Annotated in this window: 20 protein-coding genes; 15 read left to right on the top strand and 5 right to left on the bottom strand. The window is 66.2% G+C overall.

Annotation, left to right across the window (positions count from 1 at the left end; translation table 11 throughout):
* Positions 1 to 166: 166 nt before the first annotated feature.
* On the bottom strand, positions 167 to 1069 hold the full coding sequence (locus GU927_RS12505) for a LysR family transcriptional regulator (RefSeq protein WP_161762787.1): 903 nt from the start codon (positions 1067 to 1069) through the stop codon (positions 167 to 169).
* Positions 1070 to 1274: 205 nt separating this feature from the next.
* Between GU927_RS12505 and GU927_RS12500 the strand changes: the two genes are divergently transcribed.
* The 4 genes from GU927_RS12500 (at position 1275) to GU927_RS12485 (ending at position 7566) form a co-directional block, all read left to right on the top strand.
* Positions 1275 to 1997 (top strand): isochorismatase family protein, encoded by a 723-nt coding sequence (locus GU927_RS12500; protein WP_161762786.1) that lies wholly within the window; start codon positions 1275 to 1277, stop codon positions 1995 to 1997.
* A gap of 74 nt (positions 1998 to 2071) precedes the next feature.
* Positions 2072 to 4150 carry a hydantoinase/oxoprolinase family protein gene (locus GU927_RS12495; RefSeq protein ID WP_161762785.1) on the top strand — a complete coding sequence of 693 codons (2079 nt, stop codon included), beginning with the start codon at positions 2072 to 2074 and terminating at the stop codon, positions 4148 to 4150.
* A gap of 12 nt (positions 4151 to 4162) precedes the next feature.
* Positions 4163 to 5950 carry a hydantoinase B/oxoprolinase family protein gene (locus GU927_RS12490; RefSeq protein WP_217765624.1) on the top strand — a complete coding sequence of 596 codons (1788 nt, stop codon included), beginning with the start codon at positions 4163 to 4165 and terminating at the stop codon, positions 5948 to 5950.
* Positions 5951 to 6063: 113 nt separating this feature from the next.
* Complete coding sequence (locus GU927_RS12485; RefSeq protein ID WP_161762784.1) at positions 6064 to 7566, top strand: NCS1 family transporter; 1503 nt, start codon at positions 6064 to 6066, stop codon at positions 7564 to 7566.
* 382 nt (positions 7567 to 7948) lie between these two features.
* On the opposite strand, the gene GU927_RS20640 is transcribed toward GU927_RS12485, so the two are convergent.
* The gene (locus tag GU927_RS20640) at positions 7949 to 9052 is read right to left on the bottom strand and encodes a GGDEF domain-containing protein (RefSeq protein ID WP_217765623.1); all 1104 of its coding nucleotides are present in this window, start codon (positions 9050 to 9052) and stop codon (positions 7949 to 7951) included.
* A gap of 233 nt (positions 9053 to 9285) precedes the next feature.
* Between GU927_RS20640 and GU927_RS12475 the strand changes: the two genes are divergently transcribed.
* From GU927_RS12475 to GU927_RS12435, 9 genes are read left to right on the top strand one after another with little or no spacing between them, the layout of a single operon-like run.
* Positions 9286 to 11364, top strand: a complete 2079-nt coding sequence (locus GU927_RS12475; RefSeq protein WP_161762782.1) for an oxidoreductase — start codon at positions 9286 to 9288, stop codon at positions 11362 to 11364.
* Positions 11361 to 12887 (top strand): trimethylamine methyltransferase family protein, encoded by a 1527-nt coding sequence (locus tag GU927_RS12470; RefSeq protein ID WP_161762781.1) that lies wholly within the window; start codon positions 11361 to 11363, stop codon positions 12885 to 12887. The genes GU927_RS12475 and GU927_RS12470 overlap by 4 nt, the downstream gene beginning before the upstream one ends.
* The gene (locus GU927_RS12465) at positions 12887 to 14938 is read left to right on the top strand and encodes a CocE/NonD family hydrolase (protein WP_161762780.1); all 2052 of its coding nucleotides are present in this window, start codon (positions 12887 to 12889) and stop codon (positions 14936 to 14938) included. The genes GU927_RS12470 and GU927_RS12465 overlap by 1 nt, the downstream gene beginning before the upstream one ends.
* Positions 14939 to 14956: 18 nt before the next feature.
* On the top strand, positions 14957 to 15907 hold the full coding sequence (locus tag GU927_RS12460; protein ID WP_161762779.1) for an ABC transporter permease: 951 nt from the start codon (positions 14957 to 14959) through the stop codon (positions 15905 to 15907).
* A complete protein-coding gene (locus GU927_RS12455) occupies positions 15891 to 16766 on the top strand; it encodes an ABC transporter permease (protein WP_161762778.1) in 876 nt (291 codons plus the stop codon). Before GU927_RS12460 ends, GU927_RS12455 begins: the two co-directional genes overlap by 17 nt.
* Positions 16763 to 17728, top strand: coding sequence for an ABC transporter ATP-binding protein (locus GU927_RS12450; protein WP_161762777.1), 966 nt, complete (start codon positions 16763 to 16765; stop codon positions 17726 to 17728). The genes GU927_RS12455 and GU927_RS12450 overlap by 4 nt, the downstream gene beginning before the upstream one ends.
* Positions 17725 to 18711, top strand: coding sequence for an oligopeptide/dipeptide ABC transporter ATP-binding protein (locus GU927_RS12445; protein WP_161762776.1), 987 nt, complete (start codon positions 17725 to 17727; stop codon positions 18709 to 18711). Before GU927_RS12450 ends, GU927_RS12445 begins: the two co-directional genes overlap by 4 nt.
* Positions 18692 to 20242, top strand: a complete 1551-nt coding sequence (locus tag GU927_RS12440; RefSeq protein WP_161762775.1) for an ABC transporter substrate-binding protein — start codon at positions 18692 to 18694, stop codon at positions 20240 to 20242. The genes GU927_RS12445 and GU927_RS12440 overlap by 20 nt, the downstream gene beginning before the upstream one ends.
* 16 nt (positions 20243 to 20258) lie before the next feature.
* Positions 20259 to 20852, top strand: a complete 594-nt coding sequence (locus tag GU927_RS12435; RefSeq protein WP_161762774.1) for a TetR/AcrR family transcriptional regulator — start codon at positions 20259 to 20261, stop codon at positions 20850 to 20852.
* 35 nt (positions 20853 to 20887) lie between these two features.
* Here the strand turns inward: GU927_RS12435 and GU927_RS12430 are convergent, their stop codons facing one another.
* A complete protein-coding gene (locus tag GU927_RS12430) occupies positions 20888 to 21472 on the bottom strand; it encodes an amino acid synthesis family protein (protein WP_161762773.1) in 585 nt (194 codons plus the stop codon).
* Positions 21469 to 22053 (bottom strand): amino acid synthesis family protein, encoded by a 585-nt coding sequence (locus GU927_RS12425; protein WP_161762772.1) that lies wholly within the window; start codon positions 22051 to 22053, stop codon positions 21469 to 21471. The genes GU927_RS12430 and GU927_RS12425 overlap by 4 nt, the downstream gene beginning before the upstream one ends.
* 187 nt (positions 22054 to 22240) lie before the next feature.
* On the opposite strand from GU927_RS12425, the gene GU927_RS12420 reads away from it, so the two are divergent.
* Positions 22241 to 23437, top strand: coding sequence for an amidohydrolase family protein (locus GU927_RS12420; RefSeq protein ID WP_161762771.1), 1197 nt, complete (start codon positions 22241 to 22243; stop codon positions 23435 to 23437).
* A 6-nt stretch (positions 23438 to 23443) separates the two neighbouring features.
* Here the strand turns inward: GU927_RS12420 and GU927_RS12415 are convergent, their stop codons facing one another.
* Entirely contained in the window at positions 23444 to 23917 is a 474-nt protein-coding gene (locus GU927_RS12415; RefSeq protein ID WP_161762770.1) for an Lrp/AsnC family transcriptional regulator, read from the bottom strand.
* 365 nt (positions 23918 to 24282) lie between these two features.
* Here GU927_RS12415 and GU927_RS12410 point away from each other — a divergent pair, with 365 nt between their 5' ends.
* The gene (locus GU927_RS12410) at positions 24283 to 25401 is read left to right on the top strand and encodes a sulfate ABC transporter substrate-binding protein (RefSeq protein ID WP_161762769.1); all 1119 of its coding nucleotides are present in this window, start codon (positions 24283 to 24285) and stop codon (positions 25399 to 25401) included.
* The last annotated feature ends 4 nt before the right edge of the window (positions 25402 to 25405 follow it).

Genomic DNA, 25405 nt, shown 5'->3' with positions numbered 1-25405 from the left:
GGGCTGCGATGCAGCAGAAGGAGTCGCCTTGTGCCAGGGCGATTGCTGCAGCCTCTCCGAGATCGACGGTTGCCATGGGCATCGTTGCGCCGCGTTCAGCAAGGCGGGTGGCAGCAGCAAGGGCTGGCGTGTCCCAGACGACGAATATCCCGGCCAGATCCGGGTTTCATGTCGCCCCGATCCCGATCTGCTTGGCCACCTGGACGAAAGCCTGAACCTGTGGCGACTTGTTGGACCGTTTCCAGACCAGCACGGTCCGGCTTCGGAAGGACGGGCTCATGATCTGACGCACCTCGACGTTGCGGCCAAGGAATCCGATCAGGCTTTCGGGGTAGATCGTGACACCCAGCCCCGCCGCCACCAACCCGTTCAGGGCAAGCGTGTTGGAAGCCTCGAGCGCCACGTTCAAGGCGATGCCTTCGGACGAGAACATGTCGTTCAGCCGCCAGCGGTATTCTTCCCATTCCCGCATGTTGCCAAGGATCACGGGTTGATCCGCAAGGTCGGCAGGCATGACCTTGGAACGCAGCAGAAGGGGGTGGTTGCGCGGGGTCACGACGTAGAGCGGTTCGGAGGACAGCTGGAGCGAGTGGAAATCCGGGTGATCGAAAGGGCCGATCATGTAGCCGATGTCCACCTCGTCATTGGCGAGGGCAATCTTCTGGCCCTGTGTGCGGATGTATTCGAGCCGGACGTCGATATAGGGGTGTGCCTGCCGGAAGCGGAGTATGGCCGACGGCATCAGTTCGGTTGCGGCAAAGGCCATGTAGGCCACCTTGAGCAGTCCCGACTTCCCCTCGGCCACGCGCCGCGCGGTCTGGATGGCTTCGTCATAGCTGCGCAGCAGTTCGGAGTTGTCCTGATAGAACTGCTGGCCCGCCTGCGTGAGCGAGACCTCGCGAGTCGTCCTGTCGAGAAGGCGGAAGCCGAGGCTCTGTTCCAGTTTCTGGATGCGGCGGCTCAGGGCCGATTGGTCCAGATGCAACCGCTCGGCCGTGCGCCGGAAATTCAGATCCTGCGCAAGTGCAAGAAATGTCTGGACGTTTTCAAGGCCGGGCAAGGTTTTCATGATCCGCAATCCCCCTGTGGCGCCGTTCCAGACTGATGCATTTCGCGCATCAATAAATGCTGACATGCCATTTCACAGCGGTCAATTCACCTGTCACCTTTGCTTCAGAGCCCGTCGAACCTTTGCTCTCAAGGGGGACCGGCAGCTCGAAACAGCCAGTTGCGCCGCGGCGTGGCCGGCATCAGAGAGAGACAGGAGAACGAGAATGAGCGACGTTGACGCAAAGGAACTGGACCGGCTGCTGCAGCAGGCATTCGATACGGCCAGCAAGCTGTATCAGCAGCGGGGCTTCCAGCGCCGCGTCGGGTTCGGCAAGCGCCCGGCGCTGGTCAGTGTTGACCTCGCCAATGCATGGACCCGTCCGGGCAACCCCTTCACCTGCGATCAGGAGAAGATGGACAACGAGATCATCCCCGGCATGCAGAAGCTGCTGAAGGCGTTCCGCGCCGCGCATCTGCCGGTCGTGCATGTGACCACCGCCTACGAGATCACCGACCGCAACGCCGACTTCACCGACATGGGCCTGTGGCACAACAAGATCCCGGTCGATGTGGTGGATATCAAGAACGAGGAACTCTGGGCCATCGACAGCCGCATCGCGCCGGTCCAAGGGGAATACACGCTGCTCAAGAAGCGCGCCTCGTCCTTCCACGGCACGGAACTGGCCGGCATCCTGCGGGCGAACAATGTGGATACGATCCTTGTCACCGGCGTGACCGCCTGCGCCTGCGTGCGGCAGACGATCTGCGACGGTATCGCGGACGGCTTCCGCACCATCGCGGTCAAGGAAGCCATCGGTGACCGCGTGCCGGGTGCCGTCGCGTGGAACCTGTTCGACATCGACGCCAAGTTCGGCGACGTCCACACCGTTGACGAATGCGTGGCATACATCAATGGCCTCGCCGCACAGAAGATCGCCGCCGAGTGATCGTCCTGCCGGGCCGCAAGGCCCGGCATTTTCCATCCGCCCGACAGAGGCGGACGAACGACGGGAGAGATGAAATGGCCAGAATTGGCGTCGACGTCGGCGGGACGAACACGGACCTCGTGCTGGAATGCGCGAAGGGCGTCTTCTATCACAAGGTTCCCACGACCCTGAAGAACCAGTCCATCGGCGTGGTCGAAGGCGTGCAGGGCATCTGCCGCAAGGCAGGCATTGCCCCGTCCGAGGTGGAGACCATCGTGCATGGTACCACCACCGCCACGAACATCACGATCGAGCACAACGGTGCCGAATGCGGGATGATCACGACGGAGGGTTTCCGCGACATCCTGCATATCGGGCGGCACAAGCGGCCCTACAATTTCTCGCTCCATTTCGACGTGCCGTGGCAGAGCCAGCCGCTTGTGAAACGCCGCAACCGCATTTCGGTGGCCGAGCGCATCCTTCCGCCCACGGGCGAGATCGTCACCCCGCTGGACGAACGGGCCGTCCGCGACGCCTGCGCGCTGTTCAGGAAGCGGGGGATCAATTCGGTCGTCATCGGTTTCATGTTTGCCTTCCTGAACGACGCGCATGAGGTGCGGGCGAAGGAGATCGTGCTGGAAGAGATGCCGGAGGCCTATGTCACCCTGTCGTCGGAAGTGGCGAAGGTGATGCGGGAATATGAACGGTTCTCGACCGCGGCGATGAATTCCTATGTCGGGCCGAAGACAGCCTTCTATCTGCGCGACCTCGACAGCCGCCTGCGCGAGGCGGGGGTGACGTCGAAGCTGCGGATCATGCAGTCGAATGGCGGGGTGTCCACGGTGGAAGCCTGTGCCAAGCGGCCGATCCGCATCCTGATGTCCGGACCTGCGGGCGGGGTGATCGGCGGCGCGTCCGAAGGGGCGATGGCGGGCGAGGCGAACATCATCACCGTCGATATCGGCGGCACGTCGGCGGATATCTCGACCATCCCGGCGGGCGAGGTGAAGATCATGAACCCGCGCGATACCTATGTGTCGGGTCATCCCGTCCTGACACCGATGATCGACCTTGTCACCATCGGCGCGGGTGGCGGGTCCGTCGCCTATATCGACGAGGCGGGGGCGTTCCATGTCGGTCCGCGTTCGGCCGGGTCCGAGCCGGGGCCTGCCTGCTATGGCCGTGGCGGCACGGAGCCGACGGTGACCGATGCGCAGATCGTGCTGGGGCGTCTGGACCCCGATATGGCGCTGGGCGGCGACCTGAAGCTGGATGCGGGCCTGTCCTACAAGGCGATCGAGGAAAAGATCGCCAAGCCGATGGGGATGACCGTCAAGGAGGCCGCGCTGGGCATCATCCGGATCATCAACAACAACATGGCGCTGGCGATCCGGTCCAATTCGGTCGCGCGCGGCATCGATCCGCGCGAGTTTTCCATCATGCCCTTCGGCGGGGCAGGGCCGTTGCATGGCGTGGCGCTGGCCGAGGCGATGTCCTGCAAGGACGTCATCGTTCCCGTGGCGCCCGGCATCACGGCGGCGGTGGGGCTGCTGAAGACCGACCTGCAATATGAACACACCGAAGCCGTCATCGTCGAATTGATGAAGGCGGGCGAGGGCCAGTTTGCGCGCATCAACGCCGCCGTCGCCACGCTGCGGGACAAGGTGCAGGCGGAACTGGACAATGACGGCATCGCACGCGACCAGCAGACGATCACCGTCATCGCGGAATGCCGCTATCACGGGCAGGGGTTCGAATTGCGCGCCGCCATGCCCGACGGGCCGGTCACGGCGCAGAACGTGCAGGTCATCGCGGACAGCTTCCACGACCAGCACCAGCAGGATTACGGCTACAGCTACCGCAAGGCCGAGGTGGAACTGATCACGCTGCGCGCCATCGGGTCGGCCTCGGTCCGCCGGATCGAGATCCCGACAATCCCGGCCACCGACGGGTCAAGCATCGACCGGGCGCTTATGTTCGTGCGGGCCACCACCTTTGATGATGGCCGCACGCTGGAAACGCCGCGCTATGACCGCACGAAGCTTTTTGCGGGGGACCGCGTGCCCGGGCCTGCGCTGCTGCACCAGCACAATGCGACCACCCTCGTCCCGCCCGGATATGTGGCCGAGACGCTGGATTACGGCAACACCCGCATCCGCCCGATCGGCGCGTAAGGAGACAGATCCATGAACCTCATGACCAATCCTGACGCCCTGACCGTCGATCCGATCACGCTGCAGGTCATCCGCGGCAGTTTCGAAACCATCGCGGAAGAGATGGGACATGTGCTGTACCGGATGTCCTTCTCCTCCATCATCCGCGAAAGCCAGGACCTTGGCGCGGGCCTGTTCGACGCGAATTTCAACACGCTGTGCGAATCCGAATCGACGCCGATGCATATCGGGTCCATCCCCGGCTATCTGCGCGGCATCGCCGAGACGCTGGAGGATGAGGAATGGTATGACGGCGATGTCGTCGTCCATAACCACCCCTATCACGGGTCCAGCCATACGCCCGACCTCGACATCGTGGTGCCGGTTTTCTATCAGGGGCGGCTGGTCGGCTTTGCGGGCAATACCGCGCACCATGTCGACATCGGCGCGGCGACGCCCGGGCTGATCATCGACGTGCCGGATGTCTATGCCGAAGGGATGCTGTTTGCGGGAACGAAGCTGTACCGCAAGGGCGAACCCAACAATGCGATGTGGAACTACATCCGCAGGAACAGCCGTGCCGCGCAGCAACTGGTCGCGGATATCGAGGCGCAGGTCGCCTCGGCCCGGCTGGGGGCGAAGCGGTTCGTGGAGCTTCTGGACAAATATGGCGAGACCACGGTCTTTGCCGCCGCGAACCAGCTGATGGATTATGCCGAACGCATGACGCGGGCGCGGATCAGCGAAATCCCGGATGGCGATTACACCGCCGAGGGCTGGCTGGACGATGACGGGCGCAACCGTGACAGGCAGTTGAAGGTGAAGGTGACGGTGCGTGTGCGGGGGGATGAGGTGGAGGTTGACCTGACCGGGTCAGCCGACCAGACGCCCACCGCCTATAACGTGCCGTTCGAAGGGTCGACCAAGGTTGCCGCCTATGCGGGGTTCCGCAAGCTGCTGCTGGATGCGGCCACGTCGGATGTGCGCGTGCCGTCGAACGAGGGGTCGTTCCGCCCGATCAAGGTGACCGCGCCGCTGGGATCGATCTTCAACCCCCGCGCGCCCGCCAGCGCCGAGGCGCGCTTTACCCAGTGCAACCGCATGATCGACCTGATCATCCGCGCGCTGGCGCCCGTGATGCCCGAGAAGGTGATCGCGGGATCATCCGCCTCGATCAGCTTTGCGGCCTATTCGGGGGTGCGGCCTTCGGGGGATTACTGGGTGTTCCTGGAGGTGAACGAAGGCGCCTATGGCGGGCGGCCGCGGTCGGACGGGCCGGACAGCATCGACAACCTGATGGCCAATACGCGCAACAACCCGCTGGAAGATCTGGCGATGCATATCCCCATGATCTGTGACCGCTACGAATTACGCGACGACCTGCCCCCCGGCGCGGGCGAGTACCGGGGCGGGATCGGGGTGGTCAAGGCGCAGCGCGTGCTGACGCAGGCTTTCATCACGCATGAATCCGAACGCCACACCGATGCGCCATGGGGCATCTTCGGCGGGCAGGACGGGACGGTGGGGCGCTGCACCATCACCAACCCCAACCGCCCCGGCGAGGTGCGCGACATGCCGTCGAAATTCTCGGGTCTGGCGGTGCAGCCAGATGACGTGATGACCTATTACAGCCCGAATGGCGGCGGCTATGGCAACCCGCTGAACCGCCCGCCGGTCAAGGTGCTGGAAGACGTACTCGACGGGTTCTGCACCGTCGACCGCGCGCGCGAGGTTTACGGGGTCGTCGTCGATCTCGTGACCGAGACGGTGGACATGGCCGCGACCGAAAAGCGCCGCGCGGCCATGCAGAAGACCAACTGACAGCGACAGGGGCCGCCGCGCGCGGCCCCTTTCTCCATCCAAGGACGACACGGGCGGGCGCGGTGGCGGACGCACGGCAATAACGTTCATTCTGAAAACAGGGAAACGTAACCATGACAGTGATTGAAAATGCGGGGGCGCGTCCGTCGGAGCGCACCTCGCTCATCGAGGAAAGCATCCTGCCCACCCGTGCCAGCCAGCGGCCTATCGGCATGCTGGGCTATGCCTGGATCTGGGTCGGCATCGCGGTGATCATCGCGACCTATTCGCTGGGTGCGACAGGCATCACGGGTGGCTTTTCACTCTGGACCGTGATCCTGACGATCTTCGCGGCCAACCTTGCCATCGGGGCCTTCATGATCCTGACGGCGGATATCGGGACCGAACACGGGCTTTCCTTCGCCGTCTATCTGCGCGCGCCATTCGGCATCCATGGCACCCATCTTCCGGCCGTGTCGCGCGGTCTGGTTGCCGCGATGTGGTTCGGCATACAGACCTATCTGGGCGCGCTGGCGCTGAACGGGATCGGGGAATACTTCCTCGGCTTTTCGAACTGGTTTGTCTGGTATCTGCTGTTCGGTATGGTGCAGGTCGCCAATACCATGCTGGGCATAAAGTCGGTGGAACGGCTGGCCTCGCTCGCGGCGCCTGCGATCATCGCAATCTCGGTCTGGATGTACTTCTCGCTGGACGGGATCGCCCAGACCAAGGGACTCAACATCTGGAACTTCCGCGCCGAGGGACAGATGTCGCTTCTCGTGCTGTTCATCGCCAATATGGGATTCTGGTCCACCATGGCCATCGACATCCCGAACCTGACCCGCTTTGTCAGGACGCAAACCCGCCAGCGTGGGTTCATTGCCCGCAACCGCAACATCTTTGCGGCCCAGCTTATCGCCCTGCCTGCAACGCAGGCGATGATTGCAGGCATCGGGGCGGTGTCCTTCATCGCGACCGGCAACTGGAACCCGGTCGAGGTGATCCAGGGTGACGCGCAGGGTCTTGTTCTGGTCGTCCTGCTTGCGCTGGTCGTGCTGGCGCAGTGGTCCACCAACAACTCGGCCAACCTGATCCCCGCGGCGCTGACCTTCATCAACCTTGCCCCGCGCGCCATCGGCTACAAGACCGGCGTGGTGCTGGCGGGCATCGTGGGCACGCTGTGCTTCCCCTGGGAAATCCTGAACAACCTGTTCGTCTTCCTCGGCTATTACGGGGCGTTCCTGTCGGCCATCGGCGGAATCATGGTGGCGGATTACTACGTGATCCGTGGCCGCAAGGTGAACGTGCCTGAGTTGTTCAATCCGCAGGGACAGTACCGCTATACCGGCGGCGTAAACATCGCGGGGATGCTGGCCTGGATCGTGGCGGGCGGGATAGCGGCGTGGTGGTCGCAATACGCCTTCGTCATCGGCTTTCCGGCGGGCTTCGTGGTCTACCTCGTTCTGATGAAGGCTGTCGTGTTGCCGAAACATCCGCAGGCGGAACTTGCAGGTCGGGATGGCGACACCTTCCTTGCAGCCTCTGTTGGCAAGGACTGGGTCCATACCGGAGGTGGGCAGTTCACCCGCATCGATTGTGACAAAGCCTTCGGCCAGCCGGAACGCGAAGATCTCTGACTTCGGGGGCCGAGCTCCCCGGCCGGCATCCCGTCCCTCCGGCCCGCCTTGTGCGGGCCGGTCTTTTGATGCGGAAACTTCTTGGAACGAGGCTGCTGTGTCGCCGGGCGCAAGGTCTGGTTGATTGCCTTCTTCCGCGATCGTGCCAGTGGCGGCAGAGCCTCTTCACGGCTCCCGACCAACGCGCAGCATTTTCTGCCGTCAACCCGCCCGTGATGGCGGCCAGAGAAAGACCCCCTTTTCAGTCCGGTTCAAAAGGTCGTTTGGCGGGGCACGCTTCGGGCCTGTTGCAGGGTGGCTTGCACCTTCTCCGCCCTTCTTGCAACGGACCCCGGCCTGCGGACCGGACCGGCTTTTCCGCACCGGACCCGCGCAGATGATGTCAGTTTCGTGCGGCGCGGTAGAAGGCGGATTTCTGGCGATACATGCCCTTGTCGGCGGCATCGAAGGCGGCTGCGATGTCCGAGCGCGGATCGATGGGGAACACGCCGAAGGACACCGACAGGGGGATCGTGACGGTGTCGGTCTGCAGCCGGACCTGCGAGAAGGCCTGCGCGGCACGTTCCATCACCGACTGCGCCGTCGCGCTGTCGGTCATCAGCACCAGCCAGAATTCGTCCCCGCCGATGCGGGCCACGTAATCGCTGTCACGCACCGCGTCCTTCAATGTCCGCGCCGCAGCCTGTATCGCCAGATCGCCCACGGCATGCCCGTAGGTGTCGTTGATCTGCTTCAGCCCGTTCAGATCGACCACGGCCGCTGTCTTGGTTTCGGTCGCGCGGAACACCTCGGACGCGAAGACCGCATCCAGTCCGTAGCGGGACAGGCAACCTGTCAGGGCATCATGTTCCACCATCCGCCGGAACCTCCTGGCACGGGACCGCCACAGGATGGAAACGGACAGGAAGAGCGCCGCAGCGATCAGGAGGGCGAGGGAGACGAGGAAGTAGTTGCGCGCCGAGGCGATCACGTCCCCCGCCCGCAGCCGCAGGGCGATGCGTTCCTGCCGTGCGGCGTGCAGGATATGGTTGAGCGATGGGGCCCAGATCGTCCGGGCTTCGTCCAGCAGCCGGAACAGGGTCGCCCTGTCTTGCGGATCGATGACCGGATCGCCATCGATCACGGCGGCCATTTCGTCCCTGATGCCGATCATCTGGCGGGATACGTCGCCCGCATCGGGCGGGAGCAGTGAGATGACATTGGTCTCTTGCGCCTGTGCGACGCGGGAATAGAGCATGTCGAACCGGAGCGCGGTGTCCGCATCCAGCCGGTCCGTGACGTCCTTCAGATGCGATTCGAAGGCCACAAGTTCGTACTGGATCTGCGTGGCGGTCCAGACCGCCTGATCCTTGTCCGGCCGCGTCAACGTGGTCGCCTCCTGCGTCAGAAGGCGGACCTTCAGCAGGAAGACGATCAGCAAGGAGGCCATGGTGATGGCCAGAGCCACCGAGACAAACTTCAACTCGCGGCTTGCATTCCAGGTCACCAAGTTCACCGGCCATTCCAAATTAATTATAGTTAAAATCGGGGCGGGTGCGGGTAATTGGAAGCAGACAAGCGGCGGGCCGCCAAATACTGAGGGCTGTCTTGTCACTTTGGATAACGGCGGCCTTGGCAGTGCCGCACCGACGCTGGCTGACCGACTGCTTCAATCTTTGGTTTGCGGAAAACGGGAAATTACTATACTGTAGTTCAATAGATTGGCGATGGAGGGGCAGGATGCCGCGCGACCCCCGCTATGACGTCCTGTTCGAGCCGGTGAAGATCGGACCCAAGGTCGCGCGCAACCGTTTCTTCCAGGTGCCCCATGCCTCGGGCATGACCAATGCAGCGCCCCATGTCCGCGCGGCCTTTCGTGGAATGAAGGCCGAAGGGGGCTGGGCCGTCGTCTCGACCGGGGCCTGTTCGGTCGATCCCTCCTCGGATGACAGTCCCTTTCCCTGCGCCACGCTGTGGGACGAGGCCGACCTGCGCTCGCACGCGCTGATGACGGACGCGGTCCACCGCCATGGCGCGCTTGCCGCGATCGAGCTCTGGCATGGCGGGGCTGCGGCGGTGAACCGCACGACCCGCCATGCGCCACTCTCGCCTTCGGGTGTGCCGTGGATGGCGACGCATGTGGGATTCATGTCCTCGGCCCGCCCGCGGGTGATGGATGCGCAAGATATCCGCGACCTGATCCGATGGCACGCCGAGGCGGCGGTGCGCGCCGAGCGGGCGGGGTTCGACATCCTCTATGTCTATGCGGGCATGGGCTATCTGCCCTACCAGTTCCTGCTGTCCGACTATAACCGCCGCGCCGACGACTATGGCGGATCGGTCCGCAACCGCGTGCGGCTGGTGGAGCAGTTGATCGATGCCGTGCGCGAGGCGACGCATGGCCGCTGCGCCGTGGCCCTGCGGATGTCGATGCAGGAGTTGCGCGCCCGCCCGTCCGAGGTGGCCCCCAGCGAGGCCCATGAGGTGATCGGGCATCTGAAGGACGCGCCCGACCTGTTCGACGTGAAGATGGACTATTCCGCAACCGACTGCGCCGCCAGCCGCTACACGCCCGAGGGCAGCCACGAACCCGTGGTGGATTTCCTGAAATCCATCACCGACAAGCCGGTGGTGGGTGTCGGCCGCTTCACCTCGCCCGATACGATGGCGGGAATGGTGAGACGCGGCGTGCTTGACCTGATCGGCGGTGCGCGCCCCTCGATCGCGGACCCGTTCCTGCCGAAGAAGATCGAGGACGGCAGGGTCGAGGATATCCGCGAATGCATCGGCTGCAATCTATGCATCTCGAGCTGGCATGACGGAACCTGGGTGCGCTGCACGCAGAACCCCACGGCGGGCGAGGAATGGCGGCGCGGCTGGCACCCCGAGGTGGTCCGCCGCGACGGCGCGGGGCAGGTTCTGGTGGTGGGCGGCGGTCCGGCGGGGCTCGAGGCGGCGCTGACACTGGCGCGGCGCGGGCATGAGGTGGCGCTTGCCGACCGCGCGCGCGATTTCGGGGGGCGCCTGCGCTGGGAAAGCCGCCTGCCGGGGCTGGGCCAGTGGCATCGCGTGGTGGATTACCGTATGGGCCAGTTGCGCAAGATGGCCAACGTGACGCTTTACCCCGCAAGCGACCTGACGGCGCAGGACGTGCGGGATTTCGGGGCGGATCATGTGGTGATCGCCACTGGCGCGCGCTGGCTGCCGCATCTGTGCGGGGCGAACGAACTTCCCCTTGGCGCGCCCCACGACGCGCCCCGTGTCTACACGCCGGACGACATCGCGGCGGGCACCCTGCCCGAAGGCCCCGTCGCGGTCTTCGACTATGACAACTACTACCTTGGCAGCGCCATTGCCGAGCATCTGGCGGGGCAGGGGCGGGGGGTCACCTATATCACCACCGCAGGTGCCGCCGCCGCTTGGGGCTTCATGACCAATGAACAGCCGCTGGTGCACCAGTCCTTCGCGCGCAAGGGAATCGCGCTCCGCACGCTGGAAATCGTCACCGGCTTCGACGGCGAGGAGCTTCGCCTGTCGCAGATCTTCACCGCCGACGAACGGCGCATCCCCGTGCGGTCGCTCGTCATCGTGGGCTACCGTCAGGGGGGGAGCGCGCTTTACGACGCGCTGGCCGCCGATGCGCGCCCCGCGACCTTGCACCTCACCGGTGACGCCAATGCGCCGGGCGCCATCGTCCATGCCATTTATCAGGGGCACAAGACCGCCCGCGAACTGGGCCTGCCCGCAGCACAGATCAGGCCCCGCCGCGACGCCCCCTTTGCGCCCCGCGATTTCCAGTTGCCGGAGGCGGCCGAATGACACGGGTGGAGGGGCGCAGACGGCAATCCGGCCGCCCCTCGCAGGGCGGGGTGCCGCAGCGGCCCTTCGGTCAGGTGGAGCGGCGCATCGACTGGATGCGCGTGTTGTCGGACGATCAGGTGGAGGCGATCCATCACGCCGCCCTGCGCGTGCTGGCCAGACAGGGGATGCGCGTCCTGCACGCGCCCGCCCGCGCGCTCTATTCCGCGGCAGGGGCGGAGGTGGAGGGGGACACCGTCCGCCTCGACCCCGCGCTGGTCATGGAACGCCTCGCCACCGCTCCGCCCAGCTTCACCCTGGAAGCCCGCGATCCGGCCAAATCCCTGCGCGTCGGCGGCGGGCATTGCGTCTATGCCTCGGTCGGCGGTCCGGCCTATGTCATGTGCAACGACAGGGGGCGCCGCGACGGTACCTTTGCCGAAATGTGCGACTATCTCCGCCTTGTTCAGGCGCTCAACGTCCTCCATCAGGAAGGCGGCGGCCCGTTCGAGCCGCTGGACCTGCCCGCCAATACCCGCCACCTCGACATCTACCACGCGCAGATCCGGCATCTTGACAAGAGCTGGCAGACGCAGACGCTGGGCCATGCCCGCACCATGGACGGGATCGAGATGGCCGCGATCATGCTGGGCATCACGCCCGACGGCCTGCGCGACCGTCCCGTCCTTCTGGGCATCATCAACACCAATTCGCCCCTGCAACTGGACGTGCCGATGGCCGAAGGGCTGATCGCGCTGGCCGGTCACGGGCAGGTGAATGTCATCACCCCCTTCACGCTGGCCGGTGCCATGGCCCCCGTCACCCTCGCCGGTGCATTGGTGCTGCAACATGCCGAGGCGATGGCGGGCATCGTGCTGACCCAGATCGTCCGGCCGGGCGTGCCGGTCATGTATGGCGGCTTCACCTCGAATGTGGACATGCGCTCGGGCGCGCCTGCCTTCGGAACCCCCGAATATGCCAAGGCCGCGCAGGCATCCGGCCAGCTTGCCCGCCATATCGGCGTGCCCTTCCGGTCGTCCAACGTCACGGCGGCAAACGAGGTCGACGCGCAGGCGGCCTATGAATCGCAGATGTCGCTCTGGGGCGCGCTGACGGGCGGGGCGCATCTTCTGGAACATGCGGCGGGCTGGATGCATGGCGGGCTGACCGCCAGTTTCGAGAAGCTGATCCTCGACGCCGAAATGCTCCAGATGATGGATGCATGGTTCGACCCGCTGCCCACGACCGAGGCGGACTTCGCGCTGGACGCCATCCTCGAGGCCGGCGCGGGCGGGCATTTCTTCGGCACCGCCCATACCATGGCGCGCTATGAACACGCCTTCCATGCGCCGATGCTGTCGAACTGGGACAATTATCCCAACTGGCTGCAACGCGGCAGCATCGACGCCCGCAGGCGCGCGAATACGGTCTGGAAAGAGCTGCTGGCGCAATCCGGCGATCCACCCCTTGATGCGGGCATCGACGAGGCGCTCTGCGCCTATGTCGCCCGCCGCAAGGCCGAAGGCGGGGCACCGATGAACTGATGGCACGGGGCAGGGGCGCAACCGTTCGCAGCGACTATCCCTTCGACCTGACAGAGGTCGAGAACATCTGGATCACGATGTCCGACGGCGTGCGGCTTGCTGGGCGGCTCTGGCTGCCGAAGGGCGCGGGGCGCGTGCCGCTGATCCTCGAATACCTTCCCTACCGCAAGCGCGACGGAACCCGCGCGCGGGACGAGAAGATGCATCGCTACCTCGCCCGCCACGGCTATGCCTGCCTGCGGCTGGACATCCGCGGCACCGGCGACAGCGAAGGCACCATCGACGACGAATACAGCGTGCAGGAACAGCTTGACGGTGTCGCCGCCATCGACTGGCTGTCGCGGCAGGACTGGTGCGACGGTCAGGTCGCCATGATCGGCATCAGCTGGGGTGGCTTCAACGGCTTGCAGATCGCCGCACGCCAGCCGCCCGCGCTGAAGACCGTCATCACCGTGGGTTCGACCGACGACCGCTATGCCACCGACATCCACTGGGTCGGCGGCTGCCTGTCCAAGGACAATTTCGACTGGTCCTCGACCATGTTCGCCCATCAGGACCTGCCCCCCGATCCCGCCATCGCAGGCGAGGGCTGGCGCGCGATGTGGCAGGCGCGGATGCAGGCCAACGTGCCGTGGATCCTGACATGGCTGCGCCACCAGTCGCGCGACGCCTATTGGCGGCAAGGCTCTGTCTGCGAGGATTTCTCGCGCATCACCATCCCTGTCTATGCCGTCTCGGGCTGGGCGGACAATTACTCCGAAGCCGTCCCCCGCCTGATTGCGGGCCTGTCCTGCCCGCGCCGCGGGTTGATCGGGCCATGGGCGCATTCCTATCCGCATGACGTCACGGTCGAGCCCGCCATCGGCTGGCTGCAAGAGGTGCTGCGCTGGTGCGACCACTGGCTGAAGGGGCGCGAGACGGGGATCATGGACGAACCCCTGCTGCGCGTCTGGATGCAGGACAGCGTCCCGCCAAGCACCTGCTATGCCGAACGCCCCGGCCGCTGGGTGGCCGAGGATCGGTGGCCCTCGCCCCGCATCGAACAGCGCCGCCTTCCGCTTGGCCCGTCGGGCAGGCTGGGCGCGGAGGGGACGGGTGCGGCGGGTACGTGGGTGGCCTCCATCTGCTCGCCGCTCTGGGTCGGGCTTGCCGCGGGCGAGGTGGGCCGCTACGGCGATGACGCCGAATGGGCGACCGACCAGCGCGAGGATGACGGCGGCTCGCTGGTCTTTGTCACCGGACCGCTGGCCGAACCGCTGGAAATCCTCGGCGCGCCGCAACTGCACCTGACCTTCTCCTCCGACCGGCCCCGCGCGCTCGTCTCGGTCCGCGTCAATGACGTGGCTCCCTCCGGCGCCTCTACCCGCGTGGCGATAGGACATCTGAACCTTTGCCACCGCTTCGGCCATGACCGGCCACAGATGCTGGTGCCGGATCAGGTGACGACCGCCACCGTCGATCTGGACGACATTGCCCACCGCTTCCCTGCGGGCCACCGCATCGCCGTTTCGGTCTCCACCGCCTATTGGCCCATCGCCTGGCCCTCGCCCGAGCTTGCCACCCTTAGCGTCCATCTGGGCGAGAGCGCGCTGGTCCTGCCCGTCCGCCCGCCGCACCCCGGCGATGCCGCGCTGCGCCCCTTCCTGCCCGCCGAACGGGCCGAGGCCGACCCGCAGCACGACCTGCCGCCCGATCCCGCCCTGCCGGTGACGCGCCGGGCGGTCCACCGCGACCTCCTGACAGGCGAGATGGTGGTGGACTTCCCCCGCTGGACCTATGCCAGCGAGATGCCCGCCATCGGCCAGACCCATCGCGGCACCGGCCTTGCCCGCTACCGCATCACCGATGGCGACCCGCTCTCGGCCCGTTGCGAGACGCGCTACACCGTCCAGATCGAGCGCGCCGACACCACCATCCGCCACGAAAGCGAAGGCGCGCTCTCCTGCGACGCCACGCATTTCATCGTCGAGATGCGCCTGCGGATCACCGAGAACGGACAGCCCGTCTTTGCCCGCGACTGGCACGAAAGGATACCGCGTGACCACATGTAGCGCAGAGGAGGCGGGCTGATGCTGGACTATGCGATCCGGCGCGTGGGGCTGTCGCTCCTGATCCTGATCGTGGTCATGACGGCCATGTACGGCATGGTCTTCCTCGTGCCGGGCGATCCGGCCTCGCTGGCGCTGGGCCCGCGCGCCACGCCCGAACTGAAAGAGGCGCTGCGCGAGCGGATGGGTCTTGACCAGCCGATCCTGACGCAGATCGCCTATTTCTTCGCGAACGTCCTGCAAGGCGATCTGGGGGTGGATGTCTGGTCCAAGCGCCCCGTGCTGGAGCAGATACTCGAGGTCTTTCCCAACACCCTGCTGCTCGGCGTCGTCGCCCTTGGCTGGGCGCTGGTCACGGGCATCCTTCTGGGCTGCGCCGCCGTGGTCTGGCGCGACACATGGGTGGACCGGCTGCTTGGCGTGCTGTCGGTCAGCGTGATCTCGGTCCCCTCTTTCGTGGTCGCGATCTACGGGCTTATCGTCTTTGCCGTCTGGCTGAACTGGCTTCCGGCCATCGGCGCGGGCGAGACGGGCGATCCCGCCAGCCAGCTGCGCGCCCTGATCCTGCCCGCCTTTGCCGTGGGCATCGGCTGGGTGGGCTATCTGGCCCGCCTCGTCCGCGCCTCGATGCTCGAGGTGATGGAGGCCCCCCATATCCGCACCGCCCGCGCCTTCGGGATGCGCGAGCGCGACATCGTGCTGCGCCATGCCCTGCGCGTGGCCATCGTCCCCACCATCTCCATCCTTGCCGTGGGCTTCGGCTCCATCCTGTCCAGCGCGGTCTTCGTCGAAAGCGTCTTTTCCCGCCCGGGGATCGGCACGCTCATCACCGGCGCGGTGGAAAAGCGGAACTATCCGGTGGTGATGGGAACGGTGCTGTTCATGACCGCCTTCTATCTGGCCGTCGTCACCGCTGCCGATCTGCTGATCGCGCGGCTTGATCCAAGGGTGCGCGATGTCCTGCGCGGATGAGACATCGCTTGGCGCGCGGCGCGGCATCGGGCGCGCGCTGCTGGCCGATCCCATGGGTCTGGCGGGGCTGGTGATCGTGGTTCTCTTCCTTTCCATGGCCGTCTTTGCGCCTTGGATCGCGCCCTATGATCCGATCGCGCTGGACGTGAAGGCGAAGTTCCAGACACCCTCGGCCGCGCATTGGGCGGGGACCGACCATCTGGGGCGGGATCTTCTGTCGCGCATCATCTGGGGGGCGCGGCTGGCGCTGGGGATCGCCATCACCTCGGTCGGGATCGCGGGGGGGCTGGGGCTGATCCTCGGGCTGGTGGCGGGCTACGGGCCGCGCTGGCTGGATGGCCTGCTGGTGCTGGTTTTCGATAGCATGTCGTCGCTGCCCATGATCTTCTTCGCCCTTGCGGTCATCACCGTCCTCGGCCCCGGCACGGCGACGCTGATCCTTGTCATCGTCCTTGTCTCTTTCCCCGCCTATGCGCGACTGATCCGCACCCAGACACTGGCGCTGGCGGGGGCGGATTTCATCCTTGCGGAACGGGTGATGGGGGCGGGGACGGCGCGCATCCTGCTGCGGCATCTGCTGCCCAATGTCACCGGACCGCTGGTCATCCTACTGTGCATGGACATTCCCGTCGTCATCATGCTGGAGGCGGGGCTGAGCTACCTGAACCTCGGGGTGAAACCGCCTGCGCCCTCATGGGGCAACATGCTGTCCGAAGGGTATAACGCGCTGCGGCAGGCCCCGCATGTGGTGGTTGTGGCAGGCATTCCGCTGGTGCTGGCCACGCTCGGCTTCACCTTTCTGGGTGAAGGGCTGCGCGACGTGCTCGACCCGCGCGGGGCGGGAAGGCGGTGGGGATGAGCGCGCTTCTGTCGGTCGAGAACCTGTCGGTCAGCTACCGCATCCCGGGCGGGCGGCTGCGCGCGCTGCGGGATGTGACGCTTTCGGTCCGGCGGGGCGAGGTTCTGGGCATCGTGGGCGAAAGCGGCTGCGGCAAGTCCACACTGGCCGCAGCCATGATCGGCCTGCTGCCGCAGGGGGCGACCGTGGAGGGCGGCGCGATCCGGTTGGAGGGCGAGGACATGCGGCACCTGTCGCCCGACCGGCAGCGGGGCATCCGCGGCCGGTCTGTCGCCATGGTCTTTCAGGACCCGATGACGGCCTTCAATCCCGTCCTGACCATCGGGCGCCAAGTGGCGGATTTCACCGGCGCGCATGGCCAGCGCCTGCCGCAAGCCGAGATCGCCGCCATGCTGGAGCGCGTGGGCATCCCCGACCCCGCGCGCTGTCTGGGGCGTTATCCGCACGAACTCTCGGGCGGGATGCGCCAGCGGGTCGCCATCGCGGCGGCGCTTCTGATGCGGCCCGATGTCCTGATCGCAGATGAGCCGACCACCGCGCTCGACGTCACGATGGAGGCGCAGATCATCCACCTGCTGCGCGCCTTGCGGGCCGACTTTGACGGGGCCATCGTCATCGTCACCCACCATCTGGGTGTGATCGCCGAACTCTGCGACCGCGTGGCGGTGATGTATGCAGGCGAGGTGGTGGAAGAGGCTGCCGTAGACGACCTGTTCCACGACCCCCGCCATCCCTATTCCCGCGCCCTGCTGGCCTGCGATCCTGCCGTGGTGATCCCGGGCACGGGCCATCTGCCCACGATCGGCGGGCGTGTCCCCGATCTCTCGGTGCTGCCGGCCGGATGCGCCTTTGCCGCGCGCTGCCCGCTGGCCGATGCCCTGTGCCGGACCAGCCCGCCGCGCGTGGCGGGGCAGGGCCGGTCGGTCCTGTGCCACCGCGCAGCGACGCAGGTGGCCCCATGACCGCCGTTCTGGACCTGCGCGCGCTGTCGGTCGACCTGCCGCTGGGCGGGTTTCTGACCCGCGCGCGTCTGCCCATCCTGTGCGACGTGTCGCTGTCGGTGGGGCGCGGGGAAAGCGTGGCGCTGGTGGGGGAAAGCGGATCGGGCAAGACCACGCTGGCGCGGGCCGTCATGGGGCTGACCCCGATCTCGGGTGGGAGCGTCTTTTTCGAAGGGCAGCGCGTGGACGGCGACCTTGCTCGCCTGCGCCGCAATGCCGCGATGATGTTTCAGGATGCCACGGCCTCGCTCTCGCCCCGGCTGACGGTGGGCTATCTGGTCACCGAACCCTTCCGCATCCACGGCCTGCCGCTGCCGGACCCCGCCGCCACCGCGCGCGATCTGCTGGCGCGGGTCGGCCTGCCGCCCGCCATCGCGCGCCGCTACCCGCACGAACTTTCCGGCGGGCAGGCACGGCGCGTCGGCGTTGCCCGCGCGCTGGCGCTGGACCCGCGGCTGGTGGTGGCCGACGAACCCACTGCCGGACTCGACGTCTCGGTGCAGGCCGAGGTTCTGAACCTCATGCACGACCTGCGGGCGGGGATGGGGCTGGCCTATCTGGTCATCACCCACAACCTTGCCCTCGTGCGGCACGTGGCCGACCGCGTGGTCGTCCTCTACCTCGGCCGCGTGGTGGAAGAGGGGCCGACCGCGCGCATCTTTGCCGCTCCGGCCCATCCCTATACCGCCAGCCTCATCGCGGCCGAGCCGAAGCCCGACCCCCGCCGCCGCCGTGCCGATCTTGCGATCCGGGGCGAGGTGCCGTCGGTCCTGCGCCGCCCCGCGGGCTGCGAATTCCATACCCGGTGCCCCCTTGTCAGGGATCTCTGCCGTTCGACCCCCCCGGACCTTGTGCCCGTGGGGGACGGTCGGCAGGCGCGATGCCATTTTGCCGACCAACGCCAAGACAAACAGGGAGAAAGACATGCAGTGGACCACCGATAGACGCGGTTTCCTCACGGCAGCAGGGGCCGGTTTTGCCGCCGCCGCCGCGTTGCCGCGCTTTGCCTGGACTGCCGAGGGCGACACGCTCCGCCTGCGGGTGACTGCCGATTTCCAGGTGCTCGATCCCTTCGGGATCATCGGCGAGCTCGACGATATCATCCCGCGCTGCACCAATGTCACGCTCGTCCGTCTGGGCGACATGCGCGAGGGCAACCCGCTGCGGAACTGGGCGGCCGAGACACTGGAATGGATCGACGGCACCCGCCTTGCCTTCACCCTGCGCGAGGGGCTTAACTGGACCGGTGACTACGGACCGGTCACCGCGGCGGACGTCAAATTCTCTTTCGAACGCATCGCAGGCTCCGACAGCGCATGGGCCTACCAGTTCGAGAAGCTGAAAGAGGTCGAGGTGATCGATGACCGCAACGGCATCATCCACCTGACCGAGCCCTTCGCCCCCTTTACCGTCATCGCCTTGCCCTATTACGGCGGCCACATCGTCTGCCAGAAGGCGGTCGAGGCTGCGGGCGGCAGCTACACTACGGACATCCCCGCTCAATGCGGCCCCTACCTGATGGAGGCATGGGAGCAGAACCAGAAGGTCACGCTTGTCGCCAATCCCGACTGGACGGGCGAGAAACCCTCCTTTGCCCGCGTCGAATTCTACATCGTCACCGACGATCAGGCCGCCCAACTGGCCTTCGAGGCCGACGCCTTCGACTTCACCCGCGTCAATGTCGGCGCGGCCGCACAGTTCAAGGGCGCGATGCCCGAAGGGGCCGCGCTGATCGAGGCCGCCTCGACCCGCTACGCATGGCTGACCATCAACATGAATGCCGAACCGCTGAAGGATATCCGCGTCCGGCAGGCCATCCAGTACGCCTATGACGGCGAGGCCGTTCTGGCGGGTGCCTATGACGGTCTGGTCCAGCGCTCTACCGGCGTGGTCCCGCCCTCGTCGGGCTATGCCCGCGCCGCGAACCTCATCGCCACCCGCGACGTCGAAAAGGCCCGCGCCCTGCTGGCCGAGGCGGGGGCCGAGGGGATCGAGCTGAACCTCTATGCCCTGACAGACGGCACCAGCCAGACCATCGCCCAGATCGTGCAGGCCAGCCTTGCCGAGGCGGGCATCACCGTGAACATCCAGCCGACCGAGGATGCCGCCTACTGGGCGCTGGGCGACAAGACGGCGGGCGAGGGGTACAAGTCCATCGAACTGGTCCTGATGAACTTCGCGGGCGGCATCGACCCGACCGAGAACCTCGTCTGGTTCCGTCCCGACCAGATCGGCGTCTACAACTGGTCATTCTTCGACAATGCCGAATACGAGTCGCTCTATCAGGCCTCGATGACCGAACAGGACAGCGACAAGCGCCGCGCCATGTTCAACCGGATGGAGGACCTGATGGAGGAGTCGGGCGCCTTCATCTTCATCTGCTTCGAACCCTACCTTGCCCTGCACGACGCGACCCTTGTGCCGGTCATCCTTGCGGACGGCCATCCCGACCCCGTATCCTTCCGCCTGACCTGAGGAAGGAGCCGTCCGCTTGGCCGAAGCCGCGAAACGCAAGGCCCGACTGTCCCCCGCGGACCGTCGGGCGCTGCTCGAGGATGCCGCACGCGCCTGCATGGCCCGTGGCGGCATCCGCGAATTCACCGTCGACCGCATCGTGGCCGAGGCAGGCGTATCCCGTGGCCTGATCACCCATCATTTCGGCTCGATGGACGGGCTGCTCGTGGCGGTCTATGCGCGCATGTATCGCGAGTGGATCGAGGTGATCGAGGCCCCCCGTCCCGGCCTGTCACGGCTCGAGGCCATCATCGAGGCGCTCGTATCGCCCGAACTTTTCAGTCGTGATGTCCTGAATGTCTGGCTGACCCTGTGGGGCGAGATCGCGAACAACCCCGTCCTGCGCGAGGCGCATCGCTCGCTCTATTCCGATTACCGCGCCACGATCGAACTTGCCCTGACCGAGGCTGCTGCCCGCCACGGGCGCAGCATCGACGCGCCGCGCGTCGCCGCGGCCTTCATCTGCCTGATCGACGGCTTTGGCGTGCAGCGTTGCGTGGAACCCTCGCTCCTGACCGAAGAGGATGCGCGCGCGGCGTGCCGTGCCTTTCTCGGCCCGCTGCTGGACTGACCGCGTCCACCCGCAGGCGCGGATGGTTGCCCCGACTAGCGCAGGCCGTCCTTGCCCTCGGCCTGATCATGGGTCAACCCGCCCACGCGCGCCAGCGGGCGGCCGCTGTCGGTGACGGCGACGGCCACCATGATCTCGGCCGCGCGCGGGGCATCGTTCAACTGCACCTCGACCCCGTCGAAATGGCTGCGGACATAGGCGGCGTCCTTGTGGCCCAGCGGCACGTCCAGCACCTGCCCCATGGACCCCATCTTCTTGGACGAAGGGACGAGTGCCGCGCCCTTTTCCACCGCCACACGCAGGGGCGCGCCCAGTTTCGGATGCAGGATGGCCGCGGCATGTTCCAGCTCGCCCGCCTCGCCCACCATCGCGGCCTTGCCATAGCTTTGCGCCTGCGCGGGCGTGATGCCGAGGGCAGAGACGCAGCGCGCGCCCAGAAGGCCGCCAAGCTCTGCGCCGATATCCATCAGGGGCGTCAGGTCCTCGACATATCGGCCTGCAAAGGGATTGGCGATCACGGCGACTGCCACGGCCTTGCGGGTGGGGGGGCTGATCTCGCGCCCCATCTCGCGGTGGGTCTCCTCGACCCAGACGGCGATCTTGCGGATTTCTGCCTTCATCTCAGCCCGTCCTTTCCCGTGATCTGGTCTGCCGCCAGCCCGCCCGCGCGGTTATGCACACGCGGGCCGGTGGTCATGACAAGGACCACCATCATCTCGTCGGCGCGCGGGGCATCGTTCAGCCCCACTTCCATCGAATCGAAATGGCTGCGGACGTAGGAGGCATTCACATGCGTGACCGGCACATCCAGCCGCGCCCCCACGCCCGCCACCTTTTTCGACGACGGCACGATGGCCATGGCCCCGCCCAGCACCTCGCGCATGGCATAACCGCCGGGGGCGTGCCAGAGCGCGCCATGCTCCAATTCCCCACCCGAACCCACCAGCGCGCCCTTGCCATAGCCTTCGACCCGCGCGGGATCGCCGCCCAGAACCGCCACCAGCCGCCGCGCGAGGTCAAGGCCGAGCGGCTTGAGATCCTCCATGAAGGGCTGGATGTCGGCGACATAGCGCCCGGCAAATGGGTTCTCGATCACGGCCATCGCGGCCGCGCGCAGCAGGGGCTGCACGGCGGGCGGGCCGCCCTCGTGGCGGATCTCCTCGAGGGCGGTGGCGATCTTGCGGATGCGGACCTCTGGCACGCTGTCTCTCCCCTGCGGCGGCGATGCGGATTGCATGTCTTATCCCCACTCTAGCCGCTTGGCCGCGCAACAAAAGGGGCGGCGTGACCAACTGGCGCCGTCGGGGCAGGGGCGGGCAGGGCGCGCGAAAAAGGCTTTGGCCTTTGCCCGTTATTCGTTAGCCTTCAAACAATTCGCGGAGGGTGCCATGGCAAGACTTGTGATCCGGAACGTGGGGCTGATGCTGTCGGGGCGGATGGAGGCGCCGGTGCTGGACGCCGATTGCCTGATCGCCGTGGACGGCAAGATCGAATCATGGGGCCGCGAGGCAGACATGGACACCGAAGGTGCCACGACGGTGATCGACGCGCATGGCTGCACGCTGGCCCCGGGCCTGATCGACAGCCATGTCCACCCCGTCGTGGGCGACTACACCCCGCGCCAGCAGCAGCTTCACTGGATCGACAGCACCCTGCATGGTGGTGTCACCACGCTCATCTCGGCGGGCGAGGTGCATATGCCCGGCCGTCCGCGCGACATCGTGGGTCTGAAGGCGATGGCGATCGCGGCGCAGCGCTGGTACGAGAATTTCCGCCCCTCGGGCGTCAAGGTGATGGCGGGTGCGCCGATCATCGAACACGGGATGGTCGAGGAGGATTTCCGCGAACTTGCCGCGGCAGGCGTGAAACTGCTGGGCGAGGTCGGTCTGGGCACCGTGAAGGACGGCAAGACCGCGCGGCAGATGGTCGACTGGGCGCGCAAATACGGCATCCAGAGCACGATCCACACCGGCGGCCCGTCCATCCCTGGATCGGGGCTGATCGACGCGGACATGGTACTGGAAACCGGCACCGATGTCGTGGGCCATATCAACGGCGGCCATTCCGCCCTGCCCGACGACCAGATCATCTGCCTGTGCGAAAGCTGCAAGGCGGGGCTGGAGATCGTCCATAACGGCAATGAACGCGCGGCGCTGCTGACGCTGAACACCGCGCGCGAGCTGGGCAAACTGGACCAGATCATCCTTGGCACCGACGGCCCTGCCGGTTCGGGCGTGCAGCCTCTGGGCATCCTGCGGATGGTTGCGATGCTGTCGAGCCTTGGCAATGTTCCGGCGGAAGTCGCGCTCTGCTTTGCCACCGGCAACACGGCGCGCCAGCGCGATCTGGACACTGGGATGATCGAGGCGGGCAAATGCGCCGATTTCGTGCTGATGGACCAGGCGCAGCACGCACCGGGCAAGACGATCCTCCAGTCGATCCAGCTTGGCAACCTGCCCGGCGTCGGCATGACGGTGATCGACGGCGTGGTCCGCAGCCATCGCAGCCGCAACACGCCCCCGGCAGGGCGCATCCCCGAAATCACCCTGCAAACCGAGGTGGCGGCGGGGGGCGGCGGGCACTGAGCGCGCCTACCGGTTGCGGCTGTCGACCGGATAGGCGGTGGTGAACTTCATCCGCTCCATCGCGAAATGGCTGGTGACGTTCTTGATCGGCACCGCATCGGTCAGCCGTTTGTAAAGCGCGTCGAAGGCCGCCATGTCGCGCACCGCCACGCGCAGCAGGTAATCCATTTCGCCTGCCATTCGGTGGACTTCCATGATCTCGGGGATGGCCTCCACCGCTGCCGAAAAGGCTTCGCGCCAGTCGGCGGAATGGTCCGGCGCCTCGATCCCCACAAAGACCGTCAGCCCGAAGCCAAGCTTGGCGGGATCGGCAAGCGCGACGCGTCCGGTCAGGACGCCCGAGGCTTCCAGCTTCTGGATACGCTTCCAGCAAGGGGTTTGCGACAGACCGGCCCTGTCCGCGATCTGCGCGATGGGCAGTGTCGCGTCGCGCATCAGTTCGGTCACGATCTTCCGGTCGATCAGGTCGAGTTCGATCATCTGGTCCCGCCTTCCACTGGCATAAGGGTCGCTTCGGTGCCAAGGATGCAGAGAAACAACAAAATGTCTACCGGTTTTGTCGTTTATCTGACGGGCGGTCTGGGCAAGCGGATCGAATCCCATTCGCGGGGCAGGGGCCATCGGGCCGCATGCTGCCTCCCCTCCGACCCGGCACCCTGTTTCTTGTCTTGCGGGTGCGCGCAGCGGGCAGGGTGGGGCAGCCCCTGCGGCGGGCGGGCCAGTCGGAGAAAATCCTTCCGTATTCACGACAAACTTTAGCGTGAATTTTCCTTTGAAATACCCGATCAACTCTGTCGTTATTTAAGGCATGGCACCCCCGCCCGGACATCCGACAGGAGACATCCATGCCCACCACCATCCGCATCGGCGGCAACCTCACGGCCCGCGGGCTGCGCGTTGCCGAACACCTTGACGGCAGCGTCACCATCGAGACGGGGCGCGAACGCCTCAGCGGCTGGCCGCTGCCCCGCGCCTTTCGCGCGGCGCTGACCGCGGTCGCCCTTGCCTTGACGGGCCTTGGCGCGGCCCCGCAGGCCGCGCAGGCCGAGACCCTGCTCAACGTCAGCTACGACCCGACGCGCGAGCTTTACCGCGAGATCAACGAAGCCTTCACCGCGAAATGGCTGGCCGACGGCAAGGACGCCCCCGGGATCGAAACCAGCCATGGCGGCTCTGGCGCGCAGGCGCGGGCCGTGATCGACGGGCTCGGGGCGCAGGTGGTGACGCTGGCGCTGGCCTCGGATATCGACAAGATCGCCGGGACGGGCAGGATCCCCGCGGACTGGCAGTCGAAACTGCCGCACAATTCCTCGCCCTATACCTCGACGATCGTCTTCCTCGTCCGTGAGGGCAACCCCAAGGGGATCACCGACTGGGGCGATCTGGTGGCGGACGGCGTGCAGGTCATCACCCCCAACCCCAAGACTTCGGGCGGGGCGCGGTGGAACTATCTGGCCGCCTGGGCCTGGGCCGAGAAGAACGGCAGTGACCCGAGGGAATTCGTGGGCGCGCTTTACCGGAATGTGCCCGTCCTCGACAGCGGCGCGCGCGGATCGACCACGACCTTTGCCCAGCGCGGCATCGGCGACGTTCTGCTGGCATGGGAGAACGAGGCCTATCTGGCGCTGAAGGAACTGGGCGAGGACCGCTTCGACATCGTCGTCCCCTCCGTCTCGGTTCTGGCCGAACCGCCGGTGGCGCTGGTCGAGGGCAACATCACCTCGGACGCGCAGCGCGAATTGGCGACGGCCTATCTGGACTTTCTGTATTCCCCCGAAGGGCAGGCCATCGTCTGGAAGCACTACTATCGCGGCTGGGACACGTCCAAGGCCGATCCCGCCGATGTCGCGCGCTTTCCGAAACTGGAACTGGTCGGCATCGACGCCTTCGGCGGATGGGCCAAGGTGCAGCCCGAACATTTCGGCGACGGCGGCATCTTCGACCAGATCTACGTGGCGAAATAAGGAG

It is taken from the genome of Paragemmobacter amnigenus (genome assembly GCF_009908265.2).
GTDB lineage: Bacteria > Pseudomonadota > Alphaproteobacteria > Rhodobacterales > Rhodobacteraceae > Paragemmobacter > Paragemmobacter amnigenus.
Note: the sequence above shows the minus strand (reverse complement) of the source record. Positions and strands in the feature narration are given on the sequence as shown.

What these genes read in the sequence shown, in the direction of transcription:
- GU927_RS12505 (WP_161762787.1), bottom strand. Translation starts at nt 1,069, where the DNA reads ATGAAAACCTTGCCCGGCCTTGAAAACGTCCAGACATTTCTTGCACTT.
- GU927_RS12500 (WP_161762786.1), top strand. Translation starts at nt 1,275, where the DNA reads ATGAGCGACGTTGACGCAAAGGAACTGGACCGGCTGCTGCAGCAGGCA.
- GU927_RS12495 (WP_161762785.1), top strand. Translation starts at nt 2,072, where the DNA reads ATGGCCAGAATTGGCGTCGACGTCGGCGGGACGAACACGGACCTCGTG.
- GU927_RS12490 (WP_217765624.1), top strand. Translation starts at nt 4,163, where the DNA reads ATGAACCTCATGACCAATCCTGACGCCCTGACCGTCGATCCGATCACG.
- GU927_RS12485 (WP_161762784.1), top strand. Translation starts at nt 6,064, where the DNA reads ATGACAGTGATTGAAAATGCGGGGGCGCGTCCGTCGGAGCGCACCTCG.
- GU927_RS12475 (WP_161762782.1), top strand. Translation starts at nt 9,286, where the DNA reads ATGCCGCGCGACCCCCGCTATGACGTCCTGTTCGAGCCGGTGAAGATC.
- GU927_RS12470 (WP_161762781.1), top strand. Translation starts at nt 11,361, where the DNA reads ATGACACGGGTGGAGGGGCGCAGACGGCAATCCGGCCGCCCCTCGCAG.
- GU927_RS12465 (WP_161762780.1), top strand. Translation starts at nt 12,887, where the DNA reads ATGGCACGGGGCAGGGGCGCAACCGTTCGCAGCGACTATCCCTTCGAC.
- GU927_RS12460 (WP_161762779.1), top strand. Translation starts at nt 14,957, where the DNA reads ATGCTGGACTATGCGATCCGGCGCGTGGGGCTGTCGCTCCTGATCCTG.
- GU927_RS12455 (WP_161762778.1), top strand. Translation starts at nt 15,891, where the DNA reads ATGTCCTGCGCGGATGAGACATCGCTTGGCGCGCGGCGCGGCATCGGG.
- GU927_RS12450 (WP_161762777.1), top strand. Translation starts at nt 16,763, where the DNA reads ATGAGCGCGCTTCTGTCGGTCGAGAACCTGTCGGTCAGCTACCGCATC.
- GU927_RS12445 (WP_161762776.1), top strand. Translation starts at nt 17,725, where the DNA reads ATGACCGCCGTTCTGGACCTGCGCGCGCTGTCGGTCGACCTGCCGCTG.
- GU927_RS12440 (WP_161762775.1), top strand. Translation starts at nt 18,692, where the DNA reads ATGCAGTGGACCACCGATAGACGCGGTTTCCTCACGGCAGCAGGGGCC.
- GU927_RS12430 (WP_161762773.1), bottom strand. Translation starts at nt 21,472, where the DNA reads ATGAAGGCAGAAATCCGCAAGATCGCCGTCTGGGTCGAGGAGACCCAC.
- GU927_RS12420 (WP_161762771.1), top strand. Translation starts at nt 22,241, where the DNA reads ATGGCAAGACTTGTGATCCGGAACGTGGGGCTGATGCTGTCGGGGCGG.
- GU927_RS12415 (WP_161762770.1), bottom strand. Translation starts at nt 23,917, where the DNA reads ATGATCGAACTCGACCTGATCGACCGGAAGATCGTGACCGAACTGATG.
- GU927_RS12410 (WP_161762769.1), top strand. Translation starts at nt 24,283, where the DNA reads ATGCCCACCACCATCCGCATCGGCGGCAACCTCACGGCCCGCGGGCTG.